Origin of the sequence: Paenibacillus paridis (assembly GCF_006345825.1) — a bacterium.
Lineage (GTDB): Bacteria > Bacillota > Bacilli > Paenibacillales > Paenibacillaceae > Pristimantibacillus > Pristimantibacillus paridis.
The window spans coordinates 38,074-51,450 of record NZ_VCIX01000053.1 but is presented as its reverse complement, the minus strand read 5'-3'; the positions used below and the strand labels follow the sequence as shown (position 1 = coordinate 51,450).

At 48.0% G+C, this 13,377-nt stretch carries 13 protein-coding genes and 1 riboswitch; of the genes, 7 read left to right on the top strand and 6 right to left on the bottom strand.

The genetic code is table 11. The annotated features are described in order from the left end of the window. The first annotated feature begins 14 nt into the window (after positions 1 to 14). From FJQ58_RS01450 to FJQ58_RS01435, 4 genes are all read left to right on the top strand, one after another. On the top strand, positions 15 to 824 hold the full coding sequence (locus FJQ58_RS01450; protein ID WP_139990672.1) for a hypothetical protein: 810 nt from the start codon (positions 15 to 17) through the stop codon (positions 822 to 824). Between the two features lie 137 nt (positions 825 to 961). Beyond that, the gene (locus FJQ58_RS01445; RefSeq protein ID WP_139990671.1) at positions 962 to 1,546 is read left to right on the top strand and encodes a copper amine oxidase; all 585 of its coding nucleotides are present in this window, start codon (positions 962 to 964) and stop codon (positions 1,544 to 1,546) included. A 386-nt stretch (positions 1,547 to 1,932) separates the two neighbouring features. Continuing rightward, positions 1,933 to 2,086, top strand: a riboswitch (cyclic di-AMP (ydaO/yuaA leader). A 3-nt stretch (positions 2,087 to 2,089) separates the two neighbouring features. Further along, the gene (locus FJQ58_RS01440; protein ID WP_139990670.1) at positions 2,090 to 2,563 is read left to right on the top strand and encodes a C40 family peptidase; all 474 of its coding nucleotides are present in this window, start codon (positions 2,090 to 2,092) and stop codon (positions 2,561 to 2,563) included. A 145-nt stretch (positions 2,564 to 2,708) separates the two neighbouring features. After that, positions 2,709 to 4,052, top strand: coding sequence for a cryptochrome/photolyase family protein (locus tag FJQ58_RS01435; protein ID WP_139990669.1), 1,344 nt, complete (start codon positions 2,709 to 2,711; stop codon positions 4,050 to 4,052). 320 nt (positions 4,053 to 4,372) lie between these two features. Here the strand turns inward: FJQ58_RS01435 and FJQ58_RS01430 are convergent, their stop codons facing one another. Beyond that, complete coding sequence (locus FJQ58_RS01430) at positions 4,373 to 5,620, bottom strand: MFS transporter (RefSeq protein ID WP_139990668.1); 1,248 nt, start codon at positions 5,618 to 5,620, stop codon at positions 4,373 to 4,375. A 115-nt stretch (positions 5,621 to 5,735) separates the two neighbouring features. Between FJQ58_RS01430 and FJQ58_RS01425 the strand changes: the two genes are divergently transcribed. Beyond that, entirely contained in the window at positions 5,736 to 6,257 is a 522-nt protein-coding gene (locus FJQ58_RS01425) for a GNAT family N-acetyltransferase (protein WP_139990667.1), read from the top strand. Here FJQ58_RS01425 and FJQ58_RS01420 read toward each other — a convergent pair. After that, positions 6,254 to 7,489 (bottom strand): EAL domain-containing protein, encoded by a 1,236-nt coding sequence (locus tag FJQ58_RS01420; protein ID WP_139990666.1) that lies wholly within the window; start codon positions 7,487 to 7,489, stop codon positions 6,254 to 6,256. The genes FJQ58_RS01425 and FJQ58_RS01420 overlap by 4 nt on opposite strands. A gap of 131 nt (positions 7,490 to 7,620) precedes the next feature. Further along, positions 7,621 to 7,914 (bottom strand): hypothetical protein, encoded by a 294-nt coding sequence (locus tag FJQ58_RS01415; RefSeq protein ID WP_139990665.1) that lies wholly within the window; start codon positions 7,912 to 7,914, stop codon positions 7,621 to 7,623. A 182-nt stretch (positions 7,915 to 8,096) separates the two neighbouring features. Between FJQ58_RS01415 and motA the strand changes: the two genes are divergently transcribed. Both motA and FJQ58_RS01405 read left to right on the top strand, forming a co-directional pair. Then, positions 8,097 to 8,897 carry a flagellar motor stator protein MotA gene (gene motA, locus FJQ58_RS01410; protein ID WP_139990664.1) on the top strand — a complete coding sequence of 267 codons (801 nt, stop codon included), beginning with the start codon at positions 8,097 to 8,099 and terminating at the stop codon, positions 8,895 to 8,897. Beyond that, on the top strand, positions 8,881 to 9,720 hold the full coding sequence (locus tag FJQ58_RS01405; protein WP_139990663.1) for a flagellar motor protein MotB: 840 nt from the start codon (positions 8,881 to 8,883) through the stop codon (positions 9,718 to 9,720). Before motA ends, FJQ58_RS01405 begins: the two co-directional genes overlap by 17 nt. Before the next feature lie 102 nt (positions 9,721 to 9,822). On the opposite strand, the gene rluF is transcribed toward FJQ58_RS01405, so the two are convergent. The 3 genes from rluF to FJQ58_RS01390 are packed head-to-tail and all read right to left on the bottom strand — an operon-like array spanning position 9,823 to position 13,192. Then, positions 9,823 to 10,524, bottom strand: coding sequence for a 23S rRNA pseudouridine(2604) synthase RluF (rluF, locus tag FJQ58_RS01400; protein ID WP_139990662.1), 702 nt, complete (start codon positions 10,522 to 10,524; stop codon positions 9,823 to 9,825). 7 nt (positions 10,525 to 10,531) lie between these two features. After that, positions 10,532 to 11,320: an NAD(P)H-binding protein gene (locus FJQ58_RS01395; protein WP_238403697.1), complete on the bottom strand. Its 789-nt coding sequence runs from the start codon at positions 11,318 to 11,320 to the stop codon at positions 10,532 to 10,534. Positions 11,321 to 11,365: 45 nt separating this feature from the next. Further along, positions 11,366 to 13,192: an ATP-binding protein gene (locus FJQ58_RS01390; RefSeq protein ID WP_238403695.1), complete on the bottom strand. Its 1,827-nt coding sequence runs from the start codon at positions 13,190 to 13,192 to the stop codon at positions 11,366 to 11,368. Positions 13,193 to 13,377 lie beyond the last annotated feature (185 nt).

The window sequence follows — 13,377 nt, the reverse complement described above, 5'->3', positions numbered from 1 at the left end:
AGGAGCGATAAACCATGAAGATCTATTTGAAGCAAGGCTGGCGGCTAACGGTAAAGCATTTTTATCTGGTTATTTTATTATTTCTCTATCAACTGCTTTGGGGCTTTTTTCTCTATCGTTTCATTGATTCAATCGTATCTCCGCTGCTGCGCCGTTATCCAAGCGCCTATCCTTCCGACACGGCAGCTCAGTCCTTCCTTACGGAAGCCCAGTTCCAGCTGTTCAAGACCGATCTCATTTCCCCTTATGTCTGGATGCTAGGCAGTCTCCTGCTCATCCGAATGCTGCTGACGCCCTTATTTAATGCCGGACTCTTCTACTCGTTAAATCAAACAAGAGCCGACGAGGGAACACGATTCCTGGAGGGGATCCGCAAAACCTGGAAGCCGGTGGTCCTGCTATACTGGATGGAATCCGTTCTTTCCCTAGCTCCCGCTTGGTGGCTGCTCCCGCGCGCGCTCAATTCGCTTTTGGAGAGCAACTCCATTCCCGACCTTTTGCAAAATGTTCTGCCTGGCGCAGCCATATGGCTGGTGTGGGCGACAGTGCTTCATCTGTTATTTTTGGCCATGCAGCTAGGAGCAGCCTCTGGAGAAGGGGTATTCCGCTCCTTATGGCACGCCCTTCGGAACTTCCTCGTGTACGCGGCCATATCGCTTATTATGTGGGGGATTGGAGCTGCTGCGGGGCTTGTGGTCACTAGCTTATCCATGCTTTGGGCGGGCCTCTTCGCGCTCATTCTCCATCAAGGCTATCACCTCGTCCGTACGTTGATGAAGGTATGGACGATTGCAACACAATACGAGCTGCTTCAATCCAAATAAGTACGAGGCAGCCGTCCCCTCTAACCCCCAGCTCGCTGGGGATCAGAGGGGTTTTTTATTTTTAAATAACCGCAACTAAATGAAGGCAGCACTGTATAAATAATTGGTAGAAATTAAACAATGGAGGAAACCTATACATGATGCGTAAAAAACTGATTATTATATCTATGGCCTTGCTCCTATCGGGCGGTTCATTAGTTGCAGCTGACAAATTATTTCAAAAGGTAACATTCGTTTATAATAACAAGACTTCATCTGAAGAAGCTTTATTGGTAGATGATAAGGTCTATATCAACATCCGTTCCCTCAGTGATTCCCTGCAAGCTTTCATTCAATGGAAGAACAGTGAGAAGAAGCTCGTCATCCAAAAGCCAAATGTCCATATGTTTCTAATGAACGAGAAGCGCACGATGTTTGGTCAAGTGGATAAAGGCACCGTCCAGAAGTTTTTGGTGCAAGCGCAAATCGATAATTTAAATGTGGCCTTATCCGAGTTCAAGGTTACTCTTGTCGATCCAAATGACAAAGAAACGACGATTGACAGCCGCAGCCAATCCGATGACGACTTCAAGGAGTTCCTTGAGAAGGACACCTTCTGGTTCAGCTCCAAGGTTATTTCGTATGATTTCAAGTACGCAGGCAAATACAAGCTTCGTTTCTACATGGAACAAAAGAACGGTGATCCGCAGCTGATTTCGGAGAAAGTCATTACTGCTAAGTAAATCATGTCCAATCTGCAGGAGGCCGTTCTCATGAACGGTCTTTTTTGCGACCTCTCTCGTGCAAATAACCTCCAGCATGGCCGGAGGTTATTTGCATGAGAGTTTTTTAATATTTGATGCAAAAGGTTAACCTGCCGCCTTTTATAGGCTTTAAGACGAGCATGCGCAACAAGGCCGCAAAAGGACAAATCGGTATATTTTACATCAAATCCACATAATTAATGAAATTGAGACGTGAATATTAGTCAGAAAGCACTACATACGTGTGTTTATATTACAGAAAAAACGATTAAACGAAGCAAATAGTCAAAAGGTTACATGAGAATTATTAGAATTTGCCAGTAAAGGCAGGAGATCATTGAAAATAATCGAATATTTCTCAAAGCAATAAAAAACAGCCTAATTCCCTATGGGGAAACGGGGGAACCACTTTGGGTGAATTGATTCCGACGTCTGATCATTTGTGCAGCGCCTGAGGAATCATAGGGAGCCTTCAACCGAACCCCACAGCTAACCTCGTCGGCCTTGGAAGGAGTTTCACAATTGAAAAAGGTTACTGCACTACTTCTGGGTCTCGTTCTCGTACTTGCTTTCCAAGCAGGCAGCGCGTTCGCAGATTCCAAACTAAACGGAGTTATTAATGATGTTATTGGTTCTCCGTACAAGAGCGGCGGAACGACAGCAAAAGGCTTTGACTGCTCCGGTTTTACGGGCTTTGTGTTCGAAAAACTAGGCATTGAGCTTCCGCGTACGTCCAGCTCGCAAGCGAAAGCAGGCACGAAGGTCGCTAAAGCCGACCTAATTCCGGGAGATCTTGTGTTCTTTGACACCGTTGGTGGCAATAACAGCACCGTATCCCACGTAGGCATTTACATTGGAGATGGCAAGTTTGCTCATTCGTCCTCCAGCAGAGGCGTTGTAACCGACAAACTGAACTCCTCCTATTATGAAGACCGTTATGTGACTGCTCGTCGCGTCATGGATGACGAGTCTTTCCAAGCACTTGCTAACGGATAATAGAGTGACCTATTCCTTCTCATCAAAGGTTAACAGGTAGACTCATCCAGCAAAGCCGCAGTTTTTTGTCCTGAGACGACAAATGACATGCGGCTTTGCTGTTTCATTTCAAGGCTGCCGCGGTAGTTGAAAGGAGCTTTGCTTGATGTATTTATTTATTCATCGCAAGGATTTGCGTACAGCAGATATGCGAGCGTTTGATTACTTGAAGAAGCAAGACATGCCTGGCATTCACTTGCTCATTATAGATCCAAGGTTGACTGGGGGCAGCAGGCTAAGCAGCCATAGCGGCCGAAACTTTATGGCGCAAGCCGCTTCCTTGCTGCAAAGCTACTCCAATGCGGATAAGGAGCTCCATGTGCTGTATGGCGAGCCCAAACCGATTGTTGAAGCCCTGCTGCAGGCCCACCCCATCGAAGAAGTCGTCGTCCATGCCGATTATACGCCATACGCCCGTGAGCGGGACGGGCAGCTTCAGCAGGTTACCCGCCGATTGGGACGCCGCTGGATGCCAATTGCGGATGCGCCGCTAGCTGATATGGAAGCTTTCCCGGCATTTGCGCGCCGAACGGAGCCCTACAAAGTATTCACGCCGTTCTATCGCATGTGGAGCAGCTACATGCAGCAGTGCTACAGCCCAATGAGCCATATCACCATTCAAGAGCTCTCAACGCTTCATGAACTCAGCAGCAGTATCGCGCAGCAGTTTGCACTGCCTGACTCCGTCTCTTCCGCATTAGGCGAAACAAATGTAGAAGGAACGCCTAAATCGCTGAACAAGCTTGAACGCTTCATCCGCGAGCGCCTCGCCTCTTATGATGATAGCCGCGATGCCTATGCAAAGAACCACACGAGCAATCTTTCCCGCTTCTTAAATACGGGGGCCATCTCATCACGTTATGCGTTCGAGCAAACCCAAGGATTGCCTGGTTCCGAAGCTTGGCATCGCCAGCTCGCTTGGCGTGACTTCTACTTGTACCAAGCCATGTACCATGAAGATTTCTTCCGCTATGAGCATCTAACGGATATGTCGGCCTTGTCGGATGCCCACTTGGAGTCATGGAAAACCGCTGCAACAGGCATTCCGATTATTGATGCGGCTATGACGCAGCTGAATCGGACAGGTGAGCTGCCTAATCGCCTGAGAATGGTCGTTGCGATGTTCTTGACCAAGAACCTGCTTTGCCCCTTCACGCTGGGAGAAGAGCATTTCCGCCATCATCTGAGTGATTATGATAATACGCTTAACCGTGGCGGCTGGCTTTGGTGCTCATCGCTTGGCTACGATGCCGCGCCTTATTTCCGGATCATGAACCCAGCAACGCAGTCTCAAACTCATGATCCCAGCGGAAGCTACATTCGCCGCTGGCTGCCTCATTTGGCCCCGTTGTCCGATAAGGAAATACATCTCCCCCAAAGCGGTGCCATTGTCGATCTAAAAGCCTCGCGCGCTCGTGCGATTGAGGTGTACAAAACCATACTCAAGTAGCACACTTGAACCCTAATTAGAATACGCCTCGTGCAAATGACTTTTTATATTTAGTTACAAGGTGAAACGGCTGTCGCAGTCCTCTGGCGTCGCAGCACGGTTCACTCCGAGAAATATAGAGAAAGGATAACGAAATGATATCCTCTCCTATATTTTAAATAAACCTCGCTAACCGCTTTTGAATCAGCGGACGCGAGGTTTTTTTTACATTATTTATAACATTCTCGTCTTTTACTGGCATATCCGTATAATGTCTCTCTCACGACTGCTGCCTCAGCTGCAATATAGTGATCAGCAGCCTTAAAGCTAAGAAGACTTGTTTAACTTTGCTTAAAAGCTGTGCGCTGACCCTGTCTCCGACCAAGCACAAGCATGGCAACAAGAAGCAGAAGCAGGAGAGCGACGAGCGCACATATGAGCCACAGCGTAGACTGAACATGGTATTGATCCATGAACCAGCCGGTTAGGCGAGGGAAGATTGCACCGCCAAGCCCACCGCATGCAACGAGAAGACTCGTCGTCCTTTCGGTCATTCCCGGGATGAGCTCATTGGCATAGACGAGAGCAATCCCGAAAATACCGGAGAAAAACAACCCGCTTAACGCCACCATAGCCAGCAGCCAGCTCAACTGCCCCAGCATAGCCATGCCTACAAAAATGACAGAAGCTCCTGCAGTTGCGATCAGTAAGTAACGGGCATAACCCATCCGGTCGGCAAGCACACCGGCAAAAAGACGGCCTAGCACCATAGTGCCCCAGAAAAGGCTTAGCGCAGCAGCCGCACTGGATTCTCCGAGTCCCGAACGGGTAGTCAGAATCGCTGGCAAATAATTAGAGAAACTCATTTCCATGCCTACGTAAATCATAAAAAACAACGCCGATAACAGCAAAAAAGGCAGTGCTTTCCGCGGATAACCAAAAAAAGCGGAGACTTTCTCCTTGTCTGCATTAGGCAATGCCTGCGGTGCTGCTGTCCCATTCTGTTCAGCTTTACCGCTCCGTGAGACAAAACCAAGCTGCTCGTCCAGCTCTCCGAAGGACAACGTCAGCCATAAAACAAAGGTGATGCCTGCCATTGCCGCTAATATAGGAAAAGAAACCTGCCAGATTTGATGTTGGATCAGGTAAGCTGCGGCAATCGGGATCAATAACGCACCTACCCCAAAAAAGATTTCCAGCCTACTCATAGCGGAAGCCTTCCCATTCTTAGCCATATCAATAATCATAGCTCCCACTACAGCTTCTGTCATGCCAAAGCCAACCCCCGCGAACGGAGCAATGGCCAGCATCCATCCCCACGGAAGAAGAAGACTGTAAGCTGCCTCACTTACCGTTAGTACGCCAATAGCGAGCAATACAGCACCGCGCTTACCTATTCTGGCTGTAATGGAAGGAGCAAGCAAGACACCGACTAAAAATCCTAAAAACTGATTCATGATCCATTGGCCGCCATCTTTATAAGATAAGCCGTAATGAGCGATCAACTGCTCCAGAATGGACCCGCCCACCACATGAGCAACCCCTATTACCAAGTAGGATAAGCAGCCAATCCAAATTAATTTCTTCATTCTCGTGATTCTCCTTATGAACGCACCATCCACTTGCGTCAATCTGTTATAATAAATCAATTTCATTCGTCTGATACCTAATGATAACCCTACAATATGCGGAGGCTTTTTCTCTATGGACAATAACCAAAGCTCCACCCATTATAATCGAAATCCGCTCGTCATGACCATATGCCCGCTGGAGCTTCATCATGCGGAGGAAATATGCAGTTGGTCCTATCAGGACCTCTATGCTATTTATAATTGGCCTTCATGGGTGCAAATGCAAAAGGACGGAATCGAATTTGGCGATCCCGTCCTGCGCGCTGCGCAATATGCTGCTGTTATCGATGACCAGCACAGGCTGGTCGGTTACGCTCAATTTTTCCCCATTACGGGCGTCACAAGGCTCGGACTTGGACTAAGGCCGGATCTTTGCGGAAGAGGCCTTGGCTCTGCGTTCACCCGCTTAATCGCTGCGGAAGCATTTCTGCGCAAGCCAGAGAACGAGATTGATCTGGAGGTGGTTGCTTGGAATATCAGGGCTGTACGGGCTTATGAACAAGCCGGATTTCAAATTACGGATACGTATACACGCTCTACGCCACAGGGCGAGTCCACATGTCATTGCATGGTCTATGAAGCTAGCAGGAATTAGAGCCGTTGAGCCCCGCGTTCCGTATCCTTTAAATCCATAAATAAAATGAGTCCCGGCGCTACCAACACCGAAACGGTGCGAATCCAGGCATACGAATCCAAATCGGTGTATGCCCGCGAGACGATCGCCCGTCGATTCTCATTCAGCTGTACCAAATTGGGAACAAAGTAAGGACGCCAGCTCCAATTGGCCCCGCGGTACTGCTCTTCTCGCCGCCAGTCCTTATCCGTTTCACGGCAATAGTTGGAGGAGAGCTGAATGCCGTCCTCGTTGCATAGGTAGACCCGAATACAATGATCATAAAGCTCCGGCAGCAGTTTTTCGATCCATTCGTCCTTCTGTTCCGAGCAGCGCGCCTGCTGTACCAGCTCAACGAGCTGCTCCGCCAAGCGCTCGGATTGCCGCTGCCAGTACCGTTCGGTTCCTAAATAATGAAGCAAACGCTGCTCCAGCTCTGCTTCGATTACAAGAGCAAAACAATCCGGCTCCATAAACTCCGGCTCCGCGCGCGCGAACATGAAGCCCTGTACGTAACGTGCCCCGGCTTGAATCGCGCGTGCCAAATCCTCACGCGTCTCGACCCCTTCGACAAGCAGAGAAGCCCCTATTTGCTCAGCCAAGTCGGAGAAGGAGCGCAATACGCCAAAATAACCGTCATGCGTCGCGCTTTTCTTGATCATATGAATATCAATCTTGAGCAGGTTAGGCTGAATTTGCGCAATGCGGTCCGTATTGCTATAACCGCTGCCTACATCGTCAATAGCAATGATGCAGCCTCTGGAGCGATAAATGTCAACAACGGTCCGCAGCCGCTCCATAGAACCAAGGAAAGATTCCTCCGTGATTTCTATGACAATCCGCTTCGGATCAATCCCATATCTATCGAGCAGCGATAAGGTATAAAGCTCGCCGTTCTCCTCATATCGGTATATCCAGGATGGCTTCAAATTAATGAACAGCAGCGGCTGCTCCTGCATGGAGGCCAGCTTGGAGAAGGCTTGTTCGCGCAGCAGCCGATCTACCACAATATGATCCTCTTCCGGAACTTCCTCATTGCAGAAAAAAGGCCCAAGGCTGCGCACGGCATTCCCTTTAACTGCGCGGCCAAGCACCTCATAGCCTATAATGCGTCTCGTATCCATTGCTATGATAGGCTGATAAAATGCGGCTAGTGTTTCACCGTTCAAACCAAGCGTTTTCGGCAGCAGAAACGATGATTGGCACTCCTTCATAGCGGTCTCCTCTATGTTACATATGCGTTAATTTATCTGTCATACTTATTGAGTAATATTGTAATAGAGTCGACATAAATTGTAAAGATCCGACATCTCTACTTCCAATAAAAGAAGGAAATTGTCGAAATTTAGATTAAGCGAATAATTTGTGTCACCTTATCGCCCTGTGAAACTTCAATAATATGATGCTTGTTATTATAGGCAATGACACCTTCGCCCACTTCGATGACCGGGTTCTCGCCCAAACCAAAAAAAACATCGTCAGCCAGCGCTTCCATTACTTCATGACGGTCATCGCTTGGCAATACCGCCCATTCCTCAGGCTCCATCTCAAAAAAAGTATAGCTCCCCTCAATTTCGGCAACTGCAGCTGTCAAATCCTTCAAAATATCCGCGTACTCCCTAGCATGTCTAACTCCCATTTGCCTGTTCCACCTTTATCATCGTCAATTTTTGTACACATCTCTCTACTATTCTACCGCATTTTATCAATTTTTAACGCGATTGCCTTCAAATCATTCCATTTACTCTAACTTCAGAATACCCATCTGACGATAATATAAGAAGTAGAGAAATGTCGAAATCGTATTGGACGGGGTGTATGATGAAAAATTCAACAATTATTGGTCTTGTGCTAGGATTAGTCGCTGTACTAGGAGGCATGGTTTTAAAGGGAGCACACCTCTCATCTCTTGCAAACCCTGCTGCTTTTATGATTATTATTTTGGGAACCATCGCATCGGTTATGATTGCATTCCCAATGTCAGAGCTCTCCAAAGTCGGCAAGCTGTTCAAAATGGTATTCACCGAGCAAAAGCTGCCTCAGCGCGATGAGTTAATTCAGCGCTTTATGGAATGGGCTTCCATTACCCGCCGCGAGGGCTTGCTCGCCCTTGAAGCAAAGGTGGATGAAATCGAAGATACGTTCCTTCGCAACGGTATGCGCATGATTATTGATGGAAACGACCAAGACTTCGTACGCGATGTTCTGCTGGAAGATATTGCAGCAACCGAGGATCGCCACAAAGCAGGCGCTTTGATCTTCACGCAAGCAGGTACATATGCTCCAACGCTAGGGGTACTCGGTGCGGTGGTCGGGCTCGTTGCCGCGCTTGCAGATATGAGCGACATGAACAAGCTTGCCCACGCCATTGCCGGAGCCTTTATCGCTACGCTGCTTGGTATCTTTACAGGTTATGTTCTTTGGCATCCGATTGCCAATAAACTGAAGCGCATGTCCAAGAAAGAGATTCAAATTCGCCTGATGATGGTTGAAGGGCTGCTGTCCATTCAATCCGGCGTATCGACAATCGCCATTAACCAGAAGCTGTCTGTTTTCCTTACGCCTACAGAGAGATTGAAGATGAGGGAGAAGGAGGAAGGCGCCGTTGAGCAAAAAGCATAGGCATGAGGAACATGAGGAGCATGTTGATGAATCTTGGCTGATTCCATATGCTGACTTGCTGACGCTCCTCTTGGCCCTCTTTATCGTGTTATACTCCATGAACTCGGTAGACGTTAAGAAGTTTGAAGAAATGTCCCAAGCCTTCAGTATTGCGCTTAGCACGGGCAGCGGCGTCCTTTCGGAGACCGCAATTGTCAAAACCGGCGAAGACGATGGGAAAAAGCAGGATGACACTGGCGGCGTTATCGACTCGAAGGAGGATCCTACGGACGAGAGCAATGATTTGTCTGCAGAGGAGAAAGCCCGGGAAGAGCTGATGAAGCAGGAGCAGAAGGATCTTGAGGATCTTAAGAAAAAAATCGACTCGTATATTGAGAAAAACGGCCTAACCTCCGATCTGGAAACGAAGCTCAATCTCTCTCAGCTCATGATTACGATTAGCGACAATGCGTTATTTGCACCCGCCCAAGCGTCCGTTAAGCCCGAATCTAAAGAGCTCGCGATCGCGATCGGCAAGATGCTGCAGCAATATCCCGATTACGAGGTCGTCGTATCCGGACATACGGACACCACGCCAATCTCGACCGTTTTCTTCAAGTCCAACTGGGATCTAAGCTCCATGCGGGCCATTCGTTTTATGGATATTTTGCTTGAAAATAAACAGCTGAAGCCTGAACGCTTCAGTGCAATTGGTTACGGCGAATATCGTCCGGTTGCTGATAACAAGACGGTTGCGGGCAAATCCAAAAACCGCCGCGTTGAGGTATCTATCATGCATACCTATGCTGATCCGAAGAGCGCGCAATCGATTTCGGTGAAATAACAAGATCGAACGGATATCGTCTTCTATGACAAAAAAACCTGAGACAGCACGCAAGTAGCGTGTAACCTCAGGTTTTTTTGCTGCTATTTCCAGCCATTATATTTATACCGGCTCGTAGCTTAACGTTTCAAAGAGCTCGTTCTTCTCCGCTTCACTGAGATCCCGCCATTTGCCGACTTGCAATCCGCCTAAATGAATATTCATAATCCGTTGGCGCTGCAGCCTTCTTACGTGAAAGCCAAAAGCTTCACACATCCTGCGGATTTGGCGGTTGCGCCCCTCCGTCAGAATAATCCGGAATACCCGGTCGGTCACTCTCGTCACCAAGCAAGGCAAAGTCATGCTGCCAAGAATATGGACGCCCGTCGCCATCCCTTTCAGGAAGGCTTCTGTTACCGGCTTGTCCACCGTGACCAAATATTCCTTCTCGTGTTTGCCTTCCGAGCGAAGAATCGGATTAACGATATCTCCATCATTGGTTAGCAGGATTAACCCTTCCGAATCCTTATCCAGCCTTCCAATAGGAAAAATCCGCTCCGTATGGCCAACAAAATCGACAATGTTTCCTTTAATATGCAGTTCAGTCGTGCTGGTGATGCCTACTGGTTTATTTAACGCAATATAGACATGGCCCTTCTGCTCGCCAATCTTACGCCCATCGACACGTACATCGTCGCCTGGCTCCGCCTGGCTGCCCAATTGTGCCGTTACTCCGTTAATGGTTACCCGGCCGCTGTCTACCAGCTTATCTGCCTCGCGTCTCGAGCAATATCCTGTTTCGCTAATAAACTTATTGATTCTCAAAGCTGATTCACCCCGTTGTATGTACTGCCAGCTCGGCAATTTTGTCCGATGGATAATACTGAATGGCTGCCGCGCTACCGCCTTCTGCTGATGTTGCTGCTCCTAGAGCTTGGAATGCAGCAAGCCGCATAGCAAAAGCAACTGCCTCCCCCTTGATCGCACGGTATTTGCGCAAAGGACCGACCATGGCGTATTGTAGGCCTTTCGATACCCAAGCACCAAGAGCTTCCCCCGGACGCGCCTCCGAACGCTCACCCAGCAATAGCGAGGGCTGGAACACCTGAATGTGCGGTATGCTTAGCTTAACAAGCTGTTCTTGCAGCTCACCTTTCACCCTGCTATAAAAGAATGCAGAATCCGTAGAGGCCCCCATAGCCGTGACGACGGAAAAAAGCGCAGCATCGGTCCGTTCTGCGAAAAGTGCCAAGGAAAGGGGATATTCGTAATCGACCTTCCGAAATGCTTCTTTTGTTTTGGCAATCTTGATCGTTGTGCCTAGCGTACAGAATACCATATCGGCTTTAACCTGTTCCAATGCAAGCGCCATGTCATCCAAAGATGCAACGATCACCTCTACCTTGGCAAGCTCACTCGGGCGGCCCAATCCTTCCATAGCTACCGGCCTTCGAGATAAAACTGTAATTTTGCTTATCGACGAGTCCGCAATCAGCTGCTTTAACAAAGCCCTGCCAATAAGACCGGTTGCTCCTGCAAGCAAAGAAGTATAACCCGCTGATTCAACGGTCAACGCGCTGCCCTTATGGGCCCGTTCCATCATATCTGGTTCCAATGCCAAGTCTCCTACCCCCTTCCGCTTGCTCAGCAGGCTTCCGATCTTTTCTTATTGTCCTAGTATACCGCTCTCGGGCTCTTCTTTCAAAGCAGGAAGCTGCAAATGCACCGTTGTGCCAACATTAACCTGGCTTTTGATATCCATCGTTCCGCGGTGGCTGTTAATAATACGCTGGCTGACCATGATGCCAAGTCCCGTTCCCGTTTCCTTGCCTGTAAAAAAAGGATCGCCAATCTTCGGAATCATCTCGTCCGGAATTCCCACGCCCTCATCCGTAATCGTAATGGATATATATTCACGTTTGTAAGTGATATAAATATGAATCGTGCCTCCGCTTGGCATAGCTTCAATGGCATTTTTGAGCAGATTAATAAACACCTGCTTCAATTGATTCTCCTCGCAGGAAATAAGACAAGCTTCCTCAGTGAAGGATATCCGAAATTCAATATTGTGGAGCAGCGCTTCGCTGTTCATCAATGCAATAACATCCTGCAGCACATTTCTGACGTCCTTGGCCACAAATCTTGTTGCTTGCGGCTTCGCCAGAATAAGAAACTCGCCTACAATTAGATTAATGCGGTCAAGCTCCGAGAGCATAAGCGTTACATGAGAGAGCGTAAGCTTCTTGCTTTCCTGCTGCAGCTGCAAAAACCCGCGCAGCGTCGTAAGCGGATTGCGAATCTCGTGGGCGACTCCAGCGGCAAGCTGTCCCACTGTAGTCAGCTTCTCTGATCTGCGAAGCAGCTCCTCCATTTTGTTCCGGCTGCGCATATCTCTTGATATGCTTGCGAATGCACGAATGGTCCCGTCCGAATCACGGATCGGCGAGATGGTTACGCTCACCGGAATCAATTCTCCCGTTTTCGTTACGCACATTGTTTCCTGCGCGGGAAGGGCCTTTCCCAGCAAGAGCTGATTCAGCATATGCCTCATCTCCGCGCGATGCGTATCGGGAAGAATCGGGTAAACGAGCCCCGTAGCCTCTTCCTCCTCATATCCAAAGAGCAGCTCAAAGGCGCGGTTAACCTGAATGATTTTCCCATCGAGATCATTCAGATGAATAGCATCGCTTGTATGGTTAATAAAAGACTCCAAATGTTCCTTCATGCGTCGATTTTCCTCGAAGGCACGCCTAAGCTTATTCATATAGATGCTTAAATTTTGCGACATCGCGTTCACTTTAAGCGCCAGCAGGCCAAACTCATCCTTTCGCTTAATACGGATCGGCTGCTGAAACCGTACGGAGGACACCTCGTTGACCTTCCATAAAATATCTTTTAACGGCCTAATCATAACGCCCACCATCCAGTAACTGATGATGAGCACCAGCAGCATGGTTATCCCCGTATAAATCAAGCTGTCATTTCGCTTCTGGCTGATGAGCTGTTTAATGCCGTCACTATCGTACACAATGCTAATAATGTAGTTGTTATCCAGTCCCGTTGCATAATAGCTTCGAAAAAAAGACTGTTCATTTATCTGCATTTTGCGCAACAAAAAGCCCGAACTCTTCACATTCGAGAAAAGAGAATAGTCGCTTTGGGAATCCATATAGGTGTAGGTGCCAAAAGGGATGGCTAACGTATCTTGCTCAAACACGGTAATTTCCTTTATATTGGGGTTTAATGCTTTTACGATATCGAAAAGCTTGTCCGGGCTTAGCTGCTCCCCTTCTATAGACGAAGAGCCTTTCACCGGCTTTCCGCCCAGTGAGGAGAAAAAGCTTGCCACATGCATAGAAGTGTCCTGCATCGAGCGGCGCGCCTGCTCTTTCATGCCCTCGGTCATCGAGTATTCGCTTAAAATATGATGAAAGATAAAAAACGTCAACACGATAAGTGTAATCAAGACGGAAAACTTCATCTTAATCGACAATGAATGACACATCCTTTTGCCCATGAACATTTTATTAACAGCTTATGCACATTATCAACAGAAGCTGTGCACAGCCCTGAATAAAATGTTAGTATTTATGTGCATATCACACGAGTTATCCACAATGTTATCCACTACATGTTAACAACAGAATATTTGTTCGTTGGATATTCATAACCATTCAA